The following is an 18,819-nucleotide window of genomic DNA, read 5'->3' on the forward strand; positions in this document are numbered from 1 at the left end:
CCGCAGGCTTGCCGGCAGAGCGGTGGCCGGGTGAAACGGGATAGTATTGGCGGCATCCTTGCGCAATTAACGGCCAAGACAATCGGCCGTCAGGAATGCCTGCGGTCAAGCTGGAAGGCGGGCAGTCGGATGCAAGGAGGGGGGACGAAAAAAACCCGGCGTGTTGCCGGGTTCAAGGGTACCGTTGCGTTACGCAAGTACCGTTGCGTTACGCAAGGCGGATACCGAGGAGACAAGGGGAGGGGTCCGATCGGACCGCCGTTGGCAAAGCGCGCTGCTGTGGCAGGGGCGCTTTGCCAACGGGCCGGCGAGGCCGGCCGGACCGCCGCCGGCAGGGCCGGCGGCGGTGCTGCTTTGCCTGACTTAGGCGGCAGCGGGCTTCTTGGCAGCCGAGCGGGCGGTGGCGCCGGCTTGCTGGGCAGCCTTGCTGGCAGCGCTGGCGGCAGCTTGGAAATTGCTTTCGGCGATTTCCACGGCTTGCTTGGTGGCCTTCTGCACCGACTCGTAGGCGTTGTTGGCGGCGCTGATCGCGGATTTCACGATGGCGACGGTCGATTCGGAGCCGGCCGGCGCGTTCTTGGCGAAGTTGTCGACCAGGGCTTGCACCTTCTTCGAGCCTTCGGCCAGTTGGGCTTCGGCGACCTTGGTGAACTCGCCCTGGGTTTCCGAGGCGATTTCATACAGGTGACGGGTGTAGGCCAGGGCCTTCTCGGCGACGGGCTGGACCAGCGAAGCCTGGATGGCCAGCAGTTCCTGCGCGTCCTTGGCGGACAGCGCCTTCTTGGCGTTGTCGACGTTTTCGGCGAAGGTGGTCTTGACGACCTGCAGGTTCAGTTCAACCAGCTTCTCGACGCCTTCGAACGCCTTGGTGGTCAGGCCGAACAGGGTTTCCAGATTGGCTTTTTGTGCAGCTGCAACTTGTTCCGGGGTCAGGATCATGCTGAGTCTCCAGTGGTGGGTTCAGATTCAAGCAACGTTAGGCCGCCCAGATGTCATAGCGGTGACAGGTGGAACCTGTCGTAAAGCCAAGCCCAGGCGTATTCGTCCGCAGCACTCACCCGCTTCGATCGAGGATGATGCGCTGCAACAATTCCTATTCTAGGGGAAGCGCGGAGGCTGTCAAGCGCTTTTTGTGCATCGCACAAAAAAGAGGGTGCATGTCGAGGAAAAGTGCCGCCTCGTACGCCTGCAACCCCCGCGCCGGTGGGGGGCGGGGAGCAGTGCTAACATCTCGGCTTCGCGTGGCGACTGCCTGCCGCGCTTGCCCCGCTGCCCCGCCTGCCCGAGCCATGCTTGCCTACTACGCCGACGAGTTCGTCTTGCCGCTGCCGCCGGACCACCGCTTCCCGATGCGGAAGTACCGCATGCTGCGCGACGGCGTGGCGGCCTCGGTAACCGGGCTGGAGCTGTGCGAGGCGCCGCGGGCGGACGATGCAGACTTGCTGCGCGCCCACACTGCCGACTATGTGCGGCAGGTATCGGCCGGGCAACTCGATGCAGCGCGCCAGCGCGAGATCGGTTTCCCTTGGTCGGTCGAAATGGTGGAGCGCTCGCGGCGCTCCGCCGGTGCGTCGATCGCCGCGTGCAGGGCGGCGCTGGCCGACGGCATCGCGGTCAACCTGGCCGGCGGCACCCATCACGCCTATGCCGACAAGGGCGGCGGCTTCTGCGTCTTCAACGATGCCGCCATCGCGGCACGGGCGCTGCAGGCGGAGGGCCGCGTCGCACGCGTAGCGGTGGTCGACCTCGACGTGCACCAGGGCAACGGCACGGCCTCCATCCTGGCCGGCGACCCGAGCATTTTCACGCTGTCCTTGCACGGGGAGAAGAACTACCCCTTCCGCAAGGAGGCCAGCGACCTGGACGTGGGCCTGCCCGACGGCTGCGGCGACGAAGCCTACCTGCAGGCGCTGCAGCAGGCGATCGAAACGCTGTCGCAGCGCTTCTCGCCGCAACTGATCATCTACCTGGCCGGTGCGGATCCGCATGAGGGCGACCGGCTCGGCCGGCTCAAACTCACCCTGGGCGGCCTGGCCCGGCGCGATGCCCTGGTCTTCGACTATGCGCTGGCGCGCCGTCTGCCGGTGGCCGTGGCGATGGCGGGCGGCTATGGCCGGCAGATCGAGGACACGGTGGCCGTCCATGTGCAGACCGTGGTACTGGCGGCGCAGTATCAGTTACGCCATCCGCTGCGCGGCGCAGCCGCGACGGCGCGCGTGGCAGGAGCGGCGGCGTGAGCGGCGCGGCGGCGGGTACGCGTGCCGGCGGCTCCCGGCTGTGGGTGGCCTGCATGCCATGGCTGTTCGTGCTGATCTGGAGCACCGGCTTCATCGTTGCCAAGTACGGCATGCCTTATGCCGAGCCCATGACCTTCCTGTTCCTGCGCTTCGCCGGCGTGCTGGTCTTCATGCTTCCCTTCGTGCTGCTTGCGCGGGTGCCGCTGCCGCAACGCCAGGGACGTACCGACTGGCGCAAGGTCGGCCATCTGGCCCTGGCCGGCCTGTTCCTGCAGGCTGGCTACCTGGGCGGGGTCTGGGCCGCGGTCAAGCTGGGCATGCCGGCCGGCGTGTCGGCGCTGATCGTGGGCATGCAGCCGGTGCTGACCGCGCTGATCGCCACGCGGCTGGGCGAGCGCATCGGTGCCCGGCAATGGCTTGGGCTGCTGTGCGGCATCGCCGGCGTCGGGCTGGTGGTGGCCAACAAGCTGACGGTGGCCGGCATGTCACCGGCGTCGCTGCTGCTGGCGCTGGGCGCCTTGCTGTGCATCACCATCGGCACGCTGTACCAGAAGCGTTATTGCCCGGTGTTCGACTTGCGCATCGGTTCGGTGATCCAGTTCGCGGCATCGGCGCTGGCCTGCCTGCCGTTCATGTTCCTGTTCGAGACACGTGAGGTGCACTGGACCGCGGCGATGGTGTGTGCACTGCTATGGTCGGTGCTTGCCTTGTCGATCGGCGCTATCTCGCTGCTCTTCGTCCTGCTGCGGCAAGGTGCTGCCACGCGCGTGTCCAGCCTGATGTACCTGACGCCGCCCACCACGGCGGTGATGGCCTGGCTGTTGTTCGGCGAGCGTTTCCCGCCGCTGGCAGCGCTGGGCATGGCCTTGGCGGTGGCGGGGGTAGCCCTCGTCATGCGCCGTTGAGCGCCGCCGCCTTCGGGAGACTTCGCCGTCTCCCGGGCCGATTTTCCGGCCCATCCCATCCACTCGTCCATTCGCTGAACCTGACCGAGCGCGAGCCATGAAACCGCAAGCAGAACCCCGCAGCGCCTATCGTCATTTCCTTCCCATCACCACGCGCTGGATGGACAATGATGTCTATGGCCACGTCAACAACGTCGTCTACTACAGCTACTTCGATACGGTGGTGAACCGCTACCTGATCGAGCAAGGAGTGCTGGACCCGGCCGCGGGCGAGACCATCGGCCTGGTCATCGAAACACAATGCAACTACTTCGACTCACTTAGCTTTCCCGATACCGTGGTGGCCGGGCTGCGCGTGGCACGCCTGGGAAATACCAGTGTGCGCTACGAGGTGGGGCTGTTCCGCGGCGAGGCGGAGACGGCGGCGGCGCAGGGACACTTCGTCCATGTCTACGTCGACCGCGCGTCGCGCCGGCCGGTCCCGCTGCCCGAGGCACTGCGGCGGGTACTCTCGCCGCTGGCGGTCGAGCTGGCGGAATCGGCATGAGGCAGGGTGCCGTGGCGCACCTGCCGCACGGGGCGGGAAGGCGAGGGGCCGGCGAGGTGAACCAGCCGTGAAGCAAGCCGTCAAGCAAGTCCTGAAGCAAGCAAGGTCCGTGGAGCCGCAAGGCCCGCTGCCCGACGAGGTGGCGGCGGTCGACCGGGCCATCCTCACCCGGCGCTCGGTGCGCGCTTTCCTCGATACCCCGGTGCCGCGCGAGACGGTGGAGGACATCCTCGGCGTGGCCAGCCGCGCACCGTCCGGTACCAATTCCCAGCCTTGGCGCGTCTACGTGCTGACCGGCGATGCCAAGGCGCGCCTGTGCGCCGATGTGCTGGCGGCCTACGACGATCCGGAGCGCGACAGCAAGTATCTGGAAGAATATCCCTACTATCCGCGCGAGTGGATCGATCCCTATCTGGCGCGGCGCCGCAAGGTGGGCTGGGATCTCTATGAATTGCTGGAGATCAGCCGCGAGGACAAGGCGCGCATGCACGAGCAGCATGCGCGTAACTTCCGCTTCTTCGACGCGCCGGTCGGATTGATCTTCACCATCGACCGCATCATGGAGCAGGGCAGCTGGCTCGATTACGGCATGTTCCTGCAGAGCCTGATGATCGCGGCGCGGGCGCGCGGGCTGGATACCTGTCCACAGGCGGCCTTTGCGCGCTTCCATCGCGTCATCGGCGATCATCTGCGCCTGACGGAAGACGAGATGGTGGTGTGCGGGATGTCCCTCGGTTACGCCGATCCGGATGCCATCGCCAATCAATTGAGCACGGAACGTGAACCGGTCAGCGGGTTCGCGCGTTTTCTCAGTTGAGACCGCAGTGACATCGCGAGGGAGCGCCGTAACCGGCCTCCCACCTTGTGTTTGTGGCTGACGAGTCGTTTCCGGGCATGGTCCCGCAGGCGATCCGGTGGATCGCCTGTTTCGTTGGGTGACTGGGGAATCCGGCCGATGAGTGCTTTTTGCATAACATTTATCGCATCGTGGAAATGTTTGCAAATCGAACTTTAAGGAGCGATCGTAAGTCTCTAATCTTGCTAACAATTTCAACTTTTCCTAAACTGGCGCCATCCCTGATGCGCTGAACGAATCATGTCCCGGTCCGATTCCCCATTCCTGAGATTCTTCGGCCTCTCCTCGTTGTCCTCCGCCGCCACTGCCGTGATGGTGTCCGCGTCCCTGCTCGCCGTGCCCGTGGCGCACGCGGCCGACGCCGGATCGAACGGCAAGACCAGTAAGACGGCCAAGAAGACGAGCAAGAGCACGAAGAAGACGGCCGCCGCTGGCGCGGCCAAGAAGTCCGCCAAGGCGGAAGGCGCCACCCGCAAGGTGGTGGTGCTGAAGAACGGCAAGCGTCACGTGGTGACGCAGCGCCAGGCGGTGCCGGTGCGCACCGCCTTCACGCCGGCCAAGCCCTCGATGGGCGAGGCGCTCGGCCTGCGCGAGACCGCCGACGCGCTGGCGCTGCGTTCCAGCGTGGCGCTGGTGATGGACCAGGACACCAATGAGGTGCTGTTCCAGAAGAACCCCAATGCGGTGCTGCCGATCGCCTCGATCACCAAGCTGATGACGGCGACGGTGGTGCTGGAGGCGCGCCAGCCGATGGATGAGATGCTCACCATCACCGAGGAAGACCGCGATACCGAGAAGCACAGTGGCTCGCGCCTGCGTTTCGGCGCCCAGCTCAGCCGCCACGACATGCTGCTGCTGGCGCTGATGTCTTCGGAAAACCGCGCCGCCTCGGCGCTCGGCCGCAACTATCCGGGCGGCCTGCCTGCCTTCGTGCAGGCGATGAACCGCAAGGCGCGCGAGCTGGGCATGAACGACACGCACTACGTCGACTCGAACGGCCTGTCGAGCAGCAACGTCTCCAGCGCGGTCGACCTGGCGCGCCTGGTCAATGCGGCCTACCGCAACCCGACCATCCGCGAGTTCTCCACCCAGACCGAGTACGAGGTCAACGTGCTGGGCCGCCCGCTGCACTATGTCAGCACGAATCGCCTGGTGCGCGGTGGCAACTGGGATATCGGCCTGCAGAAGACGGGCTTCATTTCCGAGGCCGGCCAGTGCCTGGTGATGCAGGCGCGCGTGCACGGCCGCAATGTCGTGATGGTGTTCCTGGACTCGGTCGGCAAGCTGTCGCGCTTCGCCGATGCCACCCGCGTGCGCGACTGGCTGGAGCACTCGCCGTCGATCCAGCCGCGCCCCTTTCCCGGAGCACCCAATCTGACCCAGGGTCCGACGTCGCCGCAGGCGGTGCTGGCGTCGCAGCAACCTCGCGGGACCTGATCCCGGGCAGCGGGTGCACGTAAGACAAAGCGCCGGTCGATCGACCGGCGCTTTGTTTTTTTACGGCCTGTGCGGCGCAACCGCGTCAGAGCAGCTTGCCCGGGTTCATGATGCCTGCGGGGTCGAAGACCCGCTTGATCTCGCTCATCAGCCGCAACTCCAGCGGATCCTTGGTGCGCAGGAAGTCATCACGCTTGAGCTGGCCGATGCCGTGCTCGGCGCTGATGCTGCCGCCATAGCGCACCACTTCGTCGATCACTTCCGCCGTGACCGCCTTGCCGTGCCGGGTGGCCCAGTCGGGGCCGGCGCCGGCCGGGCGCGAGAGGTTGTAGTGCAGGTTGCCGTCGCCGAAGTGGCCGAAGATGAAGGGGCGGATGCCGGGATCGAGCCGGGCCACCCGCTGCGCCATGCTGTCCATGAAGGCCGGGATCCGTTCGATCGGCAACGAGACGTCATGCTTCAGGTGGGGGCCGTCGGCCCGTTGCGCTTCCGAGATCTCTTCGCGCAGCTTCCACAGGGCCTGCAATTGCGCCAGCGAGGCCGAGACCGCGGCGTCGAGGCACAAGCCGTCATCCAGCGCCGTGCCGATTACTTGCTCGAGCAGGGCGCCGAGCGCGGACTCGTCGGTCGTGTCGGCCAACTCCACCAGCACATAGCCGGGGTAACGCGTGGCAAACGGCTCCTGCACGCCTTCGGCATGGGCCAGCACGAGGTCCACGCAGTCCCCGGTGAAGAACTCGAAGGCCTGCAGGCGCGCGCCGCAGCGGGCGTAGAGCAGCGAGAACAGCGACAGGGCCTGCGCCGGGGACTCCACGGCGGCCAGCACCACGCTGCGCACGTCGGCGCGCGGCAGCAGGCGCAGCGCGGCTGCGGTGATGACGCCCAGCGTGCCTTCCGAGCCGATCAGCAATTGCTTGAGGTCGTAGCCGGTATTGTCCTTGCGCAAGGCCCGCAGGCCGTGGAACACCTCACCGGTAGGCAGCACGGCTTCGATGCCCAGCACCAGTTCGCGCGTCATGCCGTAGCGGACCACATTGACGCCACCGGCGTTGGTGGCGAGGTTGCCGCCGATCTGGCAGGAGTCTTCCGCCGCCAGGCTCAGCGGCAGCAGCCGGTGCTCGGCCTCGGCGGCGCGGCGCAGGTTGCCCAGGATGCAGCCGGCCTCGGCCACCATGGTGTTGGCGATGGTGTCGATCGAGCGGATCGCGTTCATGCGGTCCAGGCTCAGCACCACGTTGCGGGGGCTGCCATCCGGCGTGGCGGCGCCGCACAGTCCGGTATTGCCGCCGCGCGGCACCACCGGCACCGCGGCCTGCTGGCACAGGGCGAGCGCGCGCGACACTTCCTCGACGCGGCGCGGGCGTACCACCGCCTGTGCCTGGCCCCGATAGAGGCCGCGCCAGTCGGCGAGCCAGGGGGCGATGTCTTCCGGGCGGGTGGCCACCGTATCGGGGCCGAGCGCCTCGACGAGGCGGGGCAGGAAATCGTCAGGTTGCATGATCAGGCAGGGAGATCGGGTTCAGGGAAACGGATGCAGGGTTCCGGCATGCCGGCACGCCGCCGTCAGGCCGGGGCCGGGGCAGCTGGGAATGGGCCCTTGCCTTCCAGCCGCAGGCCGAGGCGGGCGGCCGCGCCGCGCAGATGGGCCTCGGCGGCGGCCCGGGCACGCACGGGGTCGCCTGCCTCGATGGCGGCGAACACGGCCACGTGTTCGTCGTGCACGGCCTCGGCCAGCCCCGACTGGCGCAGCGTATTGCTGCGCGCGGTGCGCACGGCGTCGTGCAATTGCACGTTCAGGTACTGCAGCAGTTGCTGGTAGTACTTGTTGTGCGTGGCGGCGGCGATCGCGATATGAAAGGAGGTGTCGAGGTCGGCGGCCGGCTGCGGTTCCAGCAGGCGCTGGCGCAGGCCTTGCAGCAGGTCCGACAAGGTGTCGAGGTCGTCCTGCGTGCGCCGCAACGCCGCCAGGGCAGCGGCCGCGCCTTCGAGCTCGAGCCGCAATTCATAGAGGCTGGCCATCTCCTCTCGGTCCACGGCCAGTTGTGCCGGCAGGCGGAAGCCGGCACTGCCGGTGCGCGCGCGCACCATGCAGCCCAGACCCTGGCGGCTTTCCACCAGCCCCTGCGCACGCAGGTGCTCGGTGACCTCGCGGATCACGGCGGCGCTGACGCCGAAGCGTTCCGCCAGCTGGCGGCCGCTTGGCAAGCGGCTGCCGAGCGGGTAGTCGCCGCGGGCGATTTCCGCGCTCAACTGCTGGGTGACCTGTTCGGTGAGGGTGACGGCTCGGGTACGCATGGGAGCCGATTATATGCTTTGCAGCTTATCTGATAATTAAGGGTTAATACTTAGTATTGATGGATGACCGGCTGGCCCCGGGGTGTCGGGAGAGGACCGCCGCCAGGGTGCCGTGGAGGGCTTGCGAGGGCGTGCGAGGGCGTGCGAGGACTTGCGGTGGCCATGCCGCGGGAGGGCGCCGGTGCGGCTACCCGCGCACAGTCGGCCTCGCCGCGGCGGCCGGAGCGGTGGCCGCAGCCGGGGCGATTCCCAGCCGCATCGGCTGGGCCGGCCGCAAGGTAATGTGCAGCACGGTATCGAGCTGCTCCGCGTCCGGCGGCAGCGACAGCGAAAAGCGCTGCAGCACCATGGCTGCGACGACCGTCAGTTCCGCCATCGCCAGATGCTGCCCGAGGCAGACCCGCGGGCCGGCGCCGAACGGCAGGTAGGCGCCGCGCGGGAAGTCGGGGGCGCCGGCGGCGAAGCGCTCGGGCCGGAAGGCGAGCGGTTCGTCGAACCAGCGCGCATCGTGGTGCATCAACTGGACCGGGAGCATGAACAGGGTGCGCTCCGGGAAGGTCCAGGGGCCGAGGGTCAGCGCACGCTTGCTGCGGCGGCTGATGAGCACCGGCGCCGTCGGGTACAGCCGCAGCGTCTCCTTGACGGTCTGGGTCAGGTAGGTCAAGCCGGGCAGCGTATCGGCGCCGGGTGCCCGTCCCTGCAGCACGCGCTCCACTTCCGCGCGTGCCGTGGCTTGCGCGGCGGGGTTCGCGGCCATGCACCACGCCCACCAGGCCAGCGTGGCCGCGCTGGTCTCATGGCCTGCCAGGAAGGCCGTCATGCACTCGTCCCGCACGGCCTGCAGCGGCCATGCGGTGGCATCCTGCCGATGCAGGCCGAGCAGGCGCGTCAGCAGGTCGTCGGGCCAGGCATCCTGCGGCAGGCGCAGGCGCGCCAGCAGATGGCGCTCGACCAGGGCGCGCAAGGCCGCTACGGCGTTTCGCTTGCGTCGTTTCCAGGGCATCCAGTCGGGCCAGCTTGCCGGCCAGTAGAACTCCTTGTCGGCGGCGACCAGGGCAGCGTGGACGGCGTGTTCCGCAAGGCGGGCATCGTCGCCGATTCCGCTCGAGAACAGGGTCTGCATGATGATGTCCATGGCGAGCCCGGTCAGCGCGCTCTCGACGGGCCAGGCCGGCGCCCGGGTCGGCCACTGCGCCAGCGCCTTGTCGCAGGCGGCGACGATGGTCGGCACCAGCGATTGCACCGGACGTGGCGCGAAGGCCGGCTGCAGCGCCGTGCGCTTGCCGTGCCAGGCCTCGCCCTCGACGATGAGCACGCTGCGGCCCTGCAATCCGGAGAACACGTGCATGGCGCGTTCCCAGCGCACGAGGTCGGCATGACGGGCCACGAGCAACTCACGCGCCAGTTCGGGATCGCTGACGATGACCTGGTGCTCCGGCCAGATCGCCAGGTGGACGATGTCGCCGTGGGCCTGCTTCCACCCGGCCAGAGCACCGAGCAAGTCGCGTGACATGTGGCGCAGCAGTCCCCAGCCGGTCAGTCCGGGCGCCGGGCCCGGCGGCCAGGCGTCTTGCGGGGCGGGGGAAGCCGGGCGCGAGGGCGCGCTGGCGTGGACGGGGCAGGAGGAGGGCAGGCGGGTGGGCATGCGGCGCATTGTGGGCAAGGTGCCGCGTCCGGTCTTGAACGGAAACGACATCGACACGCACGGCCGGCCTCCCTATACTGCGCCGACATGTCAGCACTGCTCCAGCCCGCTCCGGCCCGTATTCCCGTTCGACAGCCGTGTCCCGATCCGCTTGCGCGCGCGCCGCGCGCGCCGGGGGGCGAGGCAGCCTGCCTGTATCCGGCGCCGCCCGCCTTGCAGGGTGCCATGGTGGCGGTGGCCTTCCGCGACACGCGTGCGCTGGCCTTGAGCGACGCGCAGTGCCTGTCGCACTTCCCCGCGTCGCCGCTGGTGTGCCTGTCGTGGTACCAGGGTATCGAACCCGGGCTGGTGGAGCGCCGCGAGGGCAGGACGGGCTGGCATCCGTTCGGCACTTCGGTGACCTTGTCGGGCAGCCAGTCGCGCCCGATCGTCAGCTGGGCGCCGACCACGGGGCGGGGCGGCATCGCATGTTTCACGCCGGATGCCGCACGGCTCCTGTTCGGCATCGATCCGTCCGCAGTACAGGACCGTTTCGTCTGTGCCCGCGCCTTACTGGGGCCGGCGTGGCAAGGTTGGCTCGATGCGCTGTCGGCCACGCCCGATGACGCGGCCGCGCTGGCCCTGCTGGAGCGCGGCCTGGGGCCGCGCTGGCGGGCGCAGCGGGGCGGTTCGGCCGCCACGGTGCTGCGGCAGGCCGGGCGCCACTGGGTCGAGCGTCTTGCCTGGCAGGCGCGCCAATGGCGCCTTACCCACGGCGCGCGCCAGGTCGAGCGCCGTGTCAAGGCCTACAGCGGCCGCTCGCTGCGCGAATGGCAGGCAATCGTCAGGACCGAGGAGCTGTTCTTCTCCGCGCGCGACCGCCTCGACGCCGGACAGCCGTTCGAGTGGGCGGACATGGCTGCCGAGGCGGGTTTCGCCGACCAGGCGCACCTGAGCCGGGCGACCAAGCGCATCACCGGCTTCGCGCCGGCGGAATTCACGCGGCGCTACCTGGAGGACGAGTCCTTCTGGATCTACCGGCTGTGGGTGTGAGGCTTGCGCGGCGCCAGGGCCGCGCTTGCGCTCAGGCGCTTTCCTCGGCCGTGTAGCCCATGCCGCGCGAGATCTGCAGCGCGGTGTCCTTCAGGTTCTGCAGCCAGCTGTCCTGCAGCCGGTCGGCCGGCGCCGACAGCGACAGGCCGGCGATCAGGCGGCGCGAGTCGTCATAGATGCCGGCCGCGATGCAGCGCACGCCCAGCTCCAGTTCCTCGTTGTCGCGCGCATAGCCGTTGCTGCGCACCCAGCTCAGCTCGCGCTCCAGCTTGGGCAGGTCGGTGATCGAGGTACGGGTGTGCCCGGCCAGGCCGGTGCGCGTGGCATAGCTGCGCACGCGCGCGGCTTCGTCGACCGCCAGGAACAGCTTGCCGACCGAGGTCAGGTGCAGCGGCGCGCGGCCGCCGATGGCGCGCACCACCTGCATGCCCGAGCGCTCGCTGTAGGCGCGTTCGATGTAGACGATCTCGTCGCCCTGGCGCACCGACAGGTTGACGGTCTGTCCGGTCACGCGATGCAGCGCGCGCATGGGTGCCAGCGCCGCTTCGCGTACCGAGAGCCGGGCTTTGACGAGGTTGCCCAGTTCCAGCAGGCGCATGCCGAGCCGATAGCTGCCCGGGTCGGAGCGGTCGACGAAGCGGCAGGCCACCATGTCGTTGAGGATGCGGTGGGCGGTCGAGGGGTGCAGGCCGGTGGTCAGAGACAGTTCTTTCAAGCTGACCGGATCTGCGTGCTGGGCGAGGGCGTCCAGCAGGGTCATCATGCGTTCGATAACCTGGATCGAGGTCTTTCCAGGCGATTTGTCAGCGTCAGACATGGGGAGAGTCGGGCGTTGCTGCCCTGCAATAGATTTTAAGCGTCTACGTGATTCTATCTCGCATCGTGAAAATTTCAATACGTGAAATGCAATCCCAGTAGAAAGACTCTAGCCGAAGCGCGCTCCTGGGCGCTTTCCGGGGGGCGCGGCGCCGCCGCGTTGCCGCGCTAAGTCGTTGATTCATCGAGTGTCCGCGCCGGGCTCCCTGCCGAAGCCGGGCGTGTGGCCGCACCATGTGCGCCAGTCGAGGCGCCAGGGCGCATAATTGCGGGGTTTCGGGTCTCGATGAAGGGAAACAATGCGAGTCGGTCTGTTCGCCACCTGCCTGGTGGACCTCATGCGCCCGGAGATCGGGTTCTCGGTACTGAAGCTGCTGGAGAAGGCCGGGTGCGAGGTGATGGTCCCGGAGGCGCAGACCTGCTGCGGCCAGCCGGGCTACAACTCCGGCGAGCGCGCGGGCGCGCGCGACCTGGCCGAGAAGTTCCTGCGCGAGTTCGAGATGTTCGACTACGTGGTGGTGCCCTCGGGCTCCTGCGCCGGCATGATCCGCCAGCACTATGGCGACCTGCTGCGCGACGACCCGGAACTGAACGGCCGCTACGAGCGCCTGCGCGAGCGCGTCTACGAACTGACCGACTTCCTCGTCAACGTGGCCGGCCTGGAGACCCTCGACTCGGATTTCGCCGGACGCATCACCTATCACGATTCCTGCTCGGGCCTGCGCGAACTCGGCGTCAAGGCGCAGCCGCGTGCCTTGCTGGCCAGGCTGCCGGGCGTGCAGCTCACCGAGATGAAGGACTGCGAAGCCTGCTGCGGTTTCGGCGGTACCTTCTCGGTCAAGTACGGCAATATCTCGACCGCCATCGTCGACGAGAAGTGCGCCAATATCCGGGACAGCGGCGCCGACGCCGTGGTGCTGGGCGATCTCGGCTGCATCCTCAATATCGAAGGCCGCCTGCGCCGTACCGGCGACGCACGCACGCGCGTGCTGCACATCGCCCAGGTGCTGGCTGGCGACGCCTGAACGGCGGCACAGCCCGGCAGGCAAGAAGCGGAGGCCATCACACGATGCAAGTCCACAGCATGGAATTCAAGGCGCGCGCCGGCCAGAAGCTGGCCGACCAGCGCCTGCAGCAGAACCTGAAGAAGCTTTCCACCAAGTTCGTCACGGCGCGCGCCGAGGCCATCCACGAGATCGATTTCGACGCCACGCGCGCCGCGCTCAAGGAGCGCCGCAACCGGGCGCTCGAGAATCTCGATGTCTGGCTGGCCACCTTCGAGGAGAGCGCCACGCGGCGCGGCGCGACCGTGCTGTTCGCCGAGACCACCGCGGATGCCGCGCGCCTGGTGGCGGAGATCGCGCAGAAGCACGGCGTCAGGAAGGTCATCAAGAGCAAGTCCATGGTGACCGAGGAGATGCGGCTGAACCAGGTGCTGGGCGAGATGGGCGTGCAGAGCATCGAGACCGACCTGGGCGAGTACATCCTGCAGATCAACGACTCGGAGCCGCCCTCGCACATCATCGCGCCGGTGGTGCACAAGGACAAGGACGAGATCGCCGACCTGTTTGCCAAGGTCCACCACAAACCGCGCCTGACCGAGATTCCCGACATGACCCGCGAGGCGCGCGAAGTGCTGCGCCCGGAGTTCCTGTCGGCGGACATGGGGGTCACCGGCGGCAACTTCATCATCGCCGAGACCGGCTCGGTGGCGGTGGTCACCAATGAGGGCAACGAGGGCATGTGCACGGTGATGCCACGCGTACATGTCGCGGTGACCGGCATCGAGAAGGTGCTGCCGACGCTGGAAGACCTGGCCACGGTGATGCGGCTGCTGCCGCGCTCGGCCACCGGCCAGGCCATTTCGAACTACTTTTCGCTGCTGACCGGACCACGCGCAGAAGGCGAGCGCGATGGCCCCGAGCACATGTATTTCGTGCTGGTCGACGGCGGCCGTGCCGGCCTGATCGGCGGCGAGTTCCAGGAGATGCTGCGCTGCATCCGCTGCGGTGCCTGCATGAACCACTGCCCGGTCTACCAGAAGATCGGCGGCCACGCCTACGGCTGGGTCTATCCGGGCCCGATGGGCAGCGTGCTGACACCCAGCTACGTCGGGCTGGCCAATGCCGTCGACCTGCCGCAGGCCGCCACACTGTGCGGCGAATGCAACCGAGTCTGCCCGGCCTCGATTCCCTTGTCGGACCTGCTGCGCAAGTTGCGCGAGAAGCAGATGGAGCGGGGCCTGCGCCCGTGGCAGGAGCGCGTGGCGCTGCGGGCCTGGGCCTATGTTGCCGGCCGCCCGGCGCTGTATGCGCTGGCCACGCGCATCGCCGCGCGCCTGCTGGCGCGCATGGGCGGCAGTGGCAAGTCGATCGCCAGCCTGCCGCTGGCGGGCAAGGGATGGACGGAGACGCGCGATATGCCGGCCCCGGCCGGACGCACGTTCCGCGAGCTGTACAAGGAAAGGAGGGCACGCGCATGAGCGGCACCGATGCACATCCGGCGGCACAAGGCAATCCGGCCAATACCGCGGCGCTGGCCAGCATGCGCGCCGCCCTGGACGCACACGTGGCGGGCCGGCTGGCCGCCGACGGACTGGTGCAGGTCTGGCGCGACGCGGCGGTAGGGCTGAGCCTGCCGCCGGTGTTCGGCCAGGCCATGGAAGAGCTGCTGCGCCGGCTGGAGATGTCGGCCGTGTTCGCCCAGGACAGCTGCTCTTTCTCCAGCAACGCGGTCACCGACCAGCTGAAGCGCTGGCTCGACAAGGCGGCGCAACAGTAGGCCGGCCCTCGCTTGTGTGAAAACGCCCGCGGGCCGAGGCACGCGGGCGTTCATATCTGCCGGCCGGGCCGCCGCCCCGGCGCGGGGCGGAGCGCCATCAACCCAGCAGCAGAGCGTCGTCGTCGAGCTGCTCGTGGCGGGTCTGCTCGAACATGCGCAGCAGGTCGGGCACGTCCAGGCCGCGGCGCTTGTCGCCGGAGACGTCCAGCACCACCTGGCCCTGGTGCAGCATCACCGTGCGCTGGCCGTAGTCCAGCGCCTGGCGCATGCTGTGGGTCACCATCATGGTGGTCAGCTTGCTTTCCTCGACGATGCGCGCCGTCAGTTCCAGCACGAAGGCCGCGGTCTTCGGATCCAGCGCCGCAGTGTGCTCGTCCAGCAGCAGGATGCGCGACGGCTGCAGCGAGGCCATCAGCAGGCTGACTGCCTGGCGCTGGCCGCCGGAGAGCAGGCCGATGCGGTCGGTCAGGCGGTTTTCCAGCCCCAGGTTGAGCAGGCGCAGCTTGTCACGGAACAGCTCGCGCGACTGGCGGTTCAGCGCCGCGCGGAAACCGCGCTTGCTCCCGCGCGCCATCGCCAGCGCCATGTTCTCCTCGATGGTGAGTGCCTCGCAGGTGCCGGCCATCGGGTCCTGGAACACGCGCGCCACCAGGTGGGCGCGGTCCCAGGCGGGCTGGCGCGTGACGTCGGTGGCGTCGATGGTGATGCTGCCGGAGTCGACCATCTGGTCGCCGCTGACGGCGTTCAGGAAGGTCGACTTGCCGGCACCGTTGGAGCCGATCACGGCGACGAACTGGCCGGCGGGGATTTCCAGGTTGAGCCCGCGCAGCGCGCGCGTCTCGATCGGGGTGCCCGGATTGAAAGTGAGCTTCAGGTCTTTAGCGCGCAGCATCTCAGGCACCTCCGTTCTTGCGGCCGAACAGCTTCTTGCGCGTGGCGGGCAGCACCAGCGCGAAGGTCACGAGGGCGGCAGTGACCAGGTTCAGGTCCTGCGCCTTGAGGCCGATGAAGTCGCTGTTGAGCGCCAGCGCGATGAAGAAGCGGTAGAGGATGGCGCCCAGCACCACGGCCAGCGTGGTCAGCACGAGGCGGCGCGCCGGCAGGATGGTCTCGCCGATGATGACCGCGGCCAGGCCGATCACGATGGTACCGATGCCCATCGAGATGTCGGAGCCGCCCTGGGTCTGCGCGAACAGCGCGCCCGCCAGCGCTACCAGGCCGTTGGACAGGGCCATGCCGGCCAGCGTGGCGCGGCCGGTGGCGATGCCCTGGGAGCGTGCCATGCGGGGGTTGGCGCCGGTGGCGCGCATGGCCAGGCCGAGCTGCGAGGAGAAGAACCAGTCCAGGCCCAGCTTGGCGACGACCACCACGATCAGCAGCAGGGCCGGACGCAGGACGTAGTCGGGCAGCCAGTCGGGCTGCAGCAGGGTGAACACCGTCGACTCGGTGATCAGCGGCACGTTGGGGCGGCCCATGATGCGCAGGTTGACCGAGTAGAGCGCGATCATCATCAGGATACTGGCGAGCAGATCCATGATCTTCAGGCGCACATTGAGCCAGCCGGTGATCAGGCCGGCGACCGCGCCCGCGGCGATGGCGGCCGCGGTGGCCAGGAAGGGGTCCTGCCCGGCGGAGATCAGCGTGGCCGCGACGGCACCGCCCAGCGGGAAGCTGCCGTCGACGGTCAGGTCGGGGAAGTTCAGGATGCGGAAGGAGATCAGCACCCCGAGGGCGACCAGGCTGAAGATCAGGCCGATCTCCAGGGCGCCCAGAAGGGAAAAGAGGGACATGGGGAAATCCTGTGACGAATTCCGGCGCGCTGGGCCGGAAGCGGCCGGCAGTGGCGCAGCACCTGGGTAAGCCGTGCGCCGCCGCCGCCGGGATGGGCCGATAGGCCCGGGGGGCGCGGGCCTGCCCGGCGCGGGGCGCGGGCGGGCCACGGCGAGCGCCGCTGCTTACTTGATGACTTCCTTCGCTTCCTTGACCAGTTCCGGCGAGAGCGTGACGCCTTGCTTCTCGGCGGCGCCGGTGTTGACGAACAGCTCGAGGTTGTCGCTGGTCTGCGAGGCGATCGCGCCCGGCTTCTCGCCCTTCAGGATGCGCACCACGACCTTGCCGGTCTGGTGGCCCAGGTCACCGTAGTTGATGCCCAGCGCGGCGATGGCGCCACGCTTGACGCTGTCGGTATCGGCGGCGACCAGCGGGATCTTCGACTCGTTGGCCACCTTGACCAGGGCCTCGTAGGCGGATACCACGTTGTTGTCGGTGTTGGTGTAGATGACGTCGACCTTGCCGATCAGGCTCTTGGCGGCCGGGCCGATGTCGACCGTGCGCGGGGCGGCGGCTTCCTTCAGCGCGATGCCTTCCTTGGCCAGCAGGCCGGTCAGCTCCTTGACCACCACGACCGAGTTGGCCTCGCCCGGGTTGTAGACCATGCCCACGGTCTTGACCTTGGGCACCACGCGCTTGATCAGGGCGACCTGCTTGTCCAGCGGCAGCTTGTCCGACACGCCGGTCACGTTGGTGCCCGACGGGCTCCAGCTCTTGACCAGTTGCGCCGCCACCGGGTCGGTGACGCCCGAGTACACCACGGGCACGCTCTTGGTGGCGGCCACGACGGCCTGCGCCGACGGGGTGGCGATGGCCACGATCACATTGGGCTGGTCACCGACGAACTTGCGGGCGATCTGTGCCGCGGTGCCGGTGTTGCCCTGGGCACTCTGGTATTCCCACTTCAGGTTCTTGTCAGCGTCGAAACCGGCTGATTTCAGCTCGGCGCGCACGCCGTCGCGGATGGCGTCGAGGGCCGGGTGATCGACGATCGACAGGACCTTGACGCTCTGCGCCTGCACGGCACCGCCGTACAGCAAGGCGAGCGCGGCGGCGGCGCCCAGGATGGTCTTTGTGGTCGACTTGAGGCTCTTCATCTTCTTTGATCTCCCCCTACTGGCAGCATGGGTGGTATAGGCCGCATGGATCATGGTTTTGCCGTCCTGGCCGGACCGCGCGGGGCGCGGGATGGCCGGGCCGCCGCGGGCACCGCGCACCCGGCGGCGGGCGGGTGCGGGCGTGGGCCGTGGCGGTTACGACGGCGATGCGGCAGGGAGCATACCACTTCCGCGGCGGCTGGACTTTTGCGGTGCACAAAAATGCCGCAGAAACACCAGAAAGTCGTTGCCGGGAGGTCAATTATTGCGCGGGATTGTGAATCTCAGCGTGGATTCGCTCGATTGCCGCGATCACGTCCTCGGGCAAGCGGACCTGCCAGGCATCGATGTCTTCCTGCAGTTGAGCCAGGCTGGTGGCACCGATGATGGTGCTGGCGGCGAACCAGCGCGAATAGCACCAGGCCAGTGCCAGCGAGGCCGGTGACAGCCCGGCCTCGCGTGCCAGGGACACGTAGCGGGCCGATGCGGCCAGCGTCTCGGCGCGCATGTAGCGCGGGCTCCAGTCGGGCGAGAAGCGGGTCAGGCGGCCCTGCGCGGCCTGGTTGAAGACCGGTGCGTCGGCGGGGCCCGCCAGGTACTTGCCGGTGAGCTGGCCGAAAGCGAGCGGGCTGTACACCAGCAGGCTGACCTCGCTGCGGTAGCAGGCTTCGTCCAGCCCCTGCTCGAAGCTGCGGTTGAGCAGGTTGTAGGGGTTCTGGATGGTGGCGATGCGCGGCAGTCCATGCAGCTCGGCCTGCTTGACGAATTCGGCCACGCCCCACGGCGTCTCGTTGGACACACCGACGTAGCGGATCTTGCCGGCGCGCACCAGTTCGCCCATGGCCTCCAGCTGGGCCTGGATCGAGGCACATTCGCGCTCGCGCGCCGGGTCGAAGGCCTTCTGGCCGAAGATCGGTGCGTTGCGGGCCGGCCAGTGGATCTGGTACAGGTCGACGTGGTCGGTCTGCAGGCGCGCCAGCGAGCCCTCCACGGCCTCGCGGATGCTGGCCGGCGTCAGGTCGCCGCCATTGCGGATCCACGGCATGCGTGCCGGGCCCGCCACCTTGGTGGCCAGCACCACGCGGTCGCGCGGCTGGCGCTTGAGCCACTTGCCGACGATGCGCTCGGTCTCGCCGTAGGTCTCGGCGCGAGGCTTGACCGGGTACATCTCGGCGGCGTCGATGAAGTTGATGCCGCGCGACAGCGCGTAGTCGAGCTGGCTGTGCCCTTCGGCCTCGGTGTTCTGCTCGCCGAAGGTCATGGTGCCGAGGCAGATGCGCGAGACCTGCAGGTCGCTGCGGCCCAGTCGGATGGTTTCCATTGCGCGGGTGTCCTTGTGCG

The 18,819-nt window shown here is 68.2% G+C and carries 18 protein-coding genes; 9 read left to right on the plus strand and 9 right to left on the minus strand.

Features of this window, described 5'->3' with window-relative positions; genetic code table 11:
* Nucleotides 1–363: 363 nt before the first annotated feature.
* Entirely contained in the window at nucleotides 364–939 is a 576-nt protein-coding gene (phaP1, locus tag BKK79_RS19220) for a TIGR01841 family phasin PhaP1 (RefSeq protein WP_071013489.1), read from the minus strand.
* A 350-nt stretch (nucleotides 940–1,289) separates the two neighbouring features.
* Between phaP1 and BKK79_RS19225 the strand changes: the two genes are divergently transcribed.
* From BKK79_RS19225 to pbpG, 5 genes are all read left to right on the plus strand, one after another.
* A complete protein-coding gene (locus BKK79_RS19225; protein ID WP_071038256.1) occupies nucleotides 1,290–2,237 on the plus strand; it encodes a histone deacetylase family protein in 948 nt (315 codons plus the stop codon).
* 53 nt (nucleotides 2,238–2,290) lie between these two features.
* Nucleotides 2,291–3,142: a DMT family transporter gene (locus tag BKK79_RS19230; protein WP_071038571.1), complete on the plus strand. Its 852-nt coding sequence runs from the start codon at nucleotides 2,291–2,293 to the stop codon at nucleotides 3,140–3,142.
* A gap of 97 nt (nucleotides 3,143–3,239) precedes the next feature.
* Nucleotides 3,240–3,689, plus strand: a complete 450-nt coding sequence (locus BKK79_RS19235) for an acyl-CoA thioesterase (protein ID WP_071013484.1) — start codon at nucleotides 3,240–3,242, stop codon at nucleotides 3,687–3,689.
* A 109-nt stretch (nucleotides 3,690–3,798) separates the two neighbouring features.
* Nucleotides 3,799–4,506, plus strand: coding sequence for a nitroreductase (locus BKK79_RS19240; protein WP_071038572.1), 708 nt, complete (start codon nucleotides 3,799–3,801; stop codon nucleotides 4,504–4,506).
* 279 nt (nucleotides 4,507–4,785) lie between these two features.
* The gene (gene pbpG, locus BKK79_RS19245; protein ID WP_084084790.1) at nucleotides 4,786–5,982 is read left to right on the plus strand and encodes a D-alanyl-D-alanine endopeptidase; all 1,197 of its coding nucleotides are present in this window, start codon (nucleotides 4,786–4,788) and stop codon (nucleotides 5,980–5,982) included.
* Nucleotides 5,983–6,067: 85 nt separating this feature from the next.
* On the opposite strand, the gene BKK79_RS19250 is transcribed toward pbpG, so the two are convergent.
* The 3 genes from BKK79_RS19250 to BKK79_RS19260 all read right to left on the minus strand — a co-directional run bounded on the left by BKK79_RS19250 (nucleotide 6,068) and on the right by BKK79_RS19260 (nucleotide 9,922).
* Nucleotides 6,068–7,480 (minus strand): FAD-binding oxidoreductase, encoded by a 1,413-nt coding sequence (locus BKK79_RS19250; RefSeq protein WP_071038257.1) that lies wholly within the window; start codon nucleotides 7,478–7,480, stop codon nucleotides 6,068–6,070.
* Between the two features lie 65 nt (nucleotides 7,481–7,545).
* On the minus strand, nucleotides 7,546–8,277 hold the full coding sequence (locus BKK79_RS19255) for a FadR/GntR family transcriptional regulator (RefSeq protein ID WP_071038258.1): 732 nt from the start codon (nucleotides 8,275–8,277) through the stop codon (nucleotides 7,546–7,548).
* Between the two features lie 187 nt (nucleotides 8,278–8,464).
* Nucleotides 8,465–9,922: a cytochrome P450 gene (locus BKK79_RS19260; protein ID WP_071038574.1), complete on the minus strand. Its 1,458-nt coding sequence runs from the start codon at nucleotides 9,920–9,922 to the stop codon at nucleotides 8,465–8,467.
* 87 nt (nucleotides 9,923–10,009) lie between these two features.
* Here BKK79_RS19260 and BKK79_RS19265 point away from each other — a divergent pair, with 87 nt between their 5' ends.
* Nucleotides 10,010–10,954, plus strand: coding sequence for a helix-turn-helix domain-containing protein (locus BKK79_RS19265; RefSeq protein WP_071038259.1), 945 nt, complete (start codon nucleotides 10,010–10,012; stop codon nucleotides 10,952–10,954).
* A gap of 31 nt (nucleotides 10,955–10,985) precedes the next feature.
* Here the strand turns inward: BKK79_RS19265 and BKK79_RS19270 are convergent, their stop codons facing one another.
* Nucleotides 10,986–11,771, minus strand: coding sequence for an IclR family transcriptional regulator (locus tag BKK79_RS19270; protein WP_071013474.1), 786 nt, complete (start codon nucleotides 11,769–11,771; stop codon nucleotides 10,986–10,988).
* Between the two features lie 298 nt (nucleotides 11,772–12,069).
* Here BKK79_RS19270 and BKK79_RS19275 point away from each other — a divergent pair, with 298 nt between their 5' ends.
* The 3 genes from BKK79_RS19275 to BKK79_RS19285 are packed head-to-tail and all read left to right on the plus strand — an operon-like array spanning nucleotide 12,070 to nucleotide 14,551.
* Nucleotides 12,070–12,795: a (Fe-S)-binding protein gene (locus BKK79_RS19275; RefSeq protein WP_071013471.1), complete on the plus strand. Its 726-nt coding sequence runs from the start codon at nucleotides 12,070–12,072 to the stop codon at nucleotides 12,793–12,795.
* A 44-nt stretch (nucleotides 12,796–12,839) separates the two neighbouring features.
* Nucleotides 12,840–14,252, plus strand: coding sequence for a LutB/LldF family L-lactate oxidation iron-sulfur protein (locus BKK79_RS19280; RefSeq protein WP_071013468.1), 1,413 nt, complete (start codon nucleotides 12,840–12,842; stop codon nucleotides 14,250–14,252).
* Nucleotides 14,249–14,551, plus strand: a complete 303-nt coding sequence (locus BKK79_RS19285; protein WP_071038260.1) for a hypothetical protein — start codon at nucleotides 14,249–14,251, stop codon at nucleotides 14,549–14,551. Before BKK79_RS19280 ends, BKK79_RS19285 begins: the two co-directional genes overlap by 4 nt.
* 97 nt (nucleotides 14,552–14,648) lie before the next feature.
* On the opposite strand, the gene BKK79_RS19290 is transcribed toward BKK79_RS19285, so the two are convergent.
* The 4 genes from BKK79_RS19290 to BKK79_RS19305 all read right to left on the minus strand — a co-directional run bounded on the left by BKK79_RS19290 (nucleotide 14,649) and on the right by BKK79_RS19305 (nucleotide 18,799).
* Nucleotides 14,649–15,443 carry an ABC transporter ATP-binding protein gene (locus BKK79_RS19290; RefSeq protein ID WP_071013463.1) on the minus strand — a complete coding sequence of 265 codons (795 nt, stop codon included), beginning with the start codon at nucleotides 15,441–15,443 and terminating at the stop codon, nucleotides 14,649–14,651.
* 1 nt (nucleotide 15,444) lies between these two features.
* Nucleotides 15,445–16,341, minus strand: coding sequence for an ABC transporter permease (locus BKK79_RS19295; protein WP_071013461.1), 897 nt, complete (start codon nucleotides 16,339–16,341; stop codon nucleotides 15,445–15,447).
* Nucleotides 16,342–16,506: 165 nt separating this feature from the next.
* Nucleotides 16,507–17,478: an ABC transporter substrate-binding protein gene (locus BKK79_RS19300; RefSeq protein ID WP_071013458.1), complete on the minus strand. Its 972-nt coding sequence runs from the start codon at nucleotides 17,476–17,478 to the stop codon at nucleotides 16,507–16,509.
* Between the two features lie 262 nt (nucleotides 17,479–17,740).
* The gene (locus BKK79_RS19305; protein WP_071038261.1) at nucleotides 17,741–18,799 is read right to left on the minus strand and encodes an aldo/keto reductase; all 1,059 of its coding nucleotides are present in this window, start codon (nucleotides 18,797–18,799) and stop codon (nucleotides 17,741–17,743) included.
* Nucleotides 18,800–18,819: the final 20 nt, after the last annotated feature.

Source organism: Cupriavidus sp. USMAA2-4 (genome assembly GCF_001854305.1).
GTDB classification, from domain to species: Bacteria; Pseudomonadota; Gammaproteobacteria; order Burkholderiales; family Burkholderiaceae; genus Cupriavidus; species Cupriavidus malaysiensis.

Excerpts from the sequence above, each read along its gene's own strand:
- BKK79_RS19235 (WP_071013484.1), top strand. The coding sequence starts at position 3,240 with ATGAAACCGCAAGCAGAACCCCGCAGCGCCTATCGTCATTTCCTTCCC.
- phaP1 (WP_071013489.1), bottom strand. The coding sequence starts at position 939 with ATGATCCTGACCCCGGAACAAGTTGCAGCTGCACAAAAAGCCAATCTG.
- BKK79_RS19290 (WP_071013463.1), bottom strand. The coding sequence starts at position 15,443 with ATGCTGCGCGCTAAAGACCTGAAGCTCACTTTCAATCCGGGCACCCCG.
- BKK79_RS19255 (WP_071038258.1), bottom strand. The coding sequence starts at position 8,277 with ATGCGTACCCGAGCCGTCACCCTCACCGAACAGGTCACCCAGCAGTTG.
- BKK79_RS19305 (WP_071038261.1), bottom strand. The coding sequence starts at position 18,799 with ATGGAAACCATCCGACTGGGCCGCAGCGACCTGCAGGTCTCGCGCATC.
- BKK79_RS19275 (WP_071013471.1), top strand. The coding sequence starts at position 12,070 with ATGCGAGTCGGTCTGTTCGCCACCTGCCTGGTGGACCTCATGCGCCCG.
- BKK79_RS19265 (WP_071038259.1), top strand. The coding sequence starts at position 10,010 with ATGTCAGCACTGCTCCAGCCCGCTCCGGCCCGTATTCCCGTTCGACAG.
- BKK79_RS19250 (WP_071038257.1), bottom strand. The coding sequence starts at position 7,480 with ATGCAACCTGACGATTTCCTGCCCCGCCTCGTCGAGGCGCTCGGCCCC.
- BKK79_RS19270 (WP_071013474.1), bottom strand. The coding sequence starts at position 11,771 with ATGTCTGACGCTGACAAATCGCCTGGAAAGACCTCGATCCAGGTTATC.
- BKK79_RS19225 (WP_071038256.1), top strand. The coding sequence starts at position 1,290 with ATGCTTGCCTACTACGCCGACGAGTTCGTCTTGCCGCTGCCGCCGGAC.
- BKK79_RS19260 (WP_071038574.1), bottom strand. The coding sequence starts at position 9,922 with ATGCCCACCCGCCTGCCCTCCTCCTGCCCCGTCCACGCCAGCGCGCCC.
- BKK79_RS19280 (WP_071013468.1), top strand. The coding sequence starts at position 12,840 with ATGCAAGTCCACAGCATGGAATTCAAGGCGCGCGCCGGCCAGAAGCTG.
- BKK79_RS19295 (WP_071013461.1), bottom strand. The coding sequence starts at position 16,341 with ATGTCCCTCTTTTCCCTTCTGGGCGCCCTGGAGATCGGCCTGATCTTC.
- pbpG (WP_084084790.1), top strand. The coding sequence starts at position 4,786 with ATGTCCCGGTCCGATTCCCCATTCCTGAGATTCTTCGGCCTCTCCTCG.
- BKK79_RS19285 (WP_071038260.1), top strand. The coding sequence starts at position 14,249 with ATGAGCGGCACCGATGCACATCCGGCGGCACAAGGCAATCCGGCCAAT.
- BKK79_RS19230 (WP_071038571.1), top strand. The coding sequence starts at position 2,291 with ATGCCATGGCTGTTCGTGCTGATCTGGAGCACCGGCTTCATCGTTGCC.
- BKK79_RS19300 (WP_071013458.1), bottom strand. The coding sequence starts at position 17,478 with ATGAAGAGCCTCAAGTCGACCACAAAGACCATCCTGGGCGCCGCCGCC.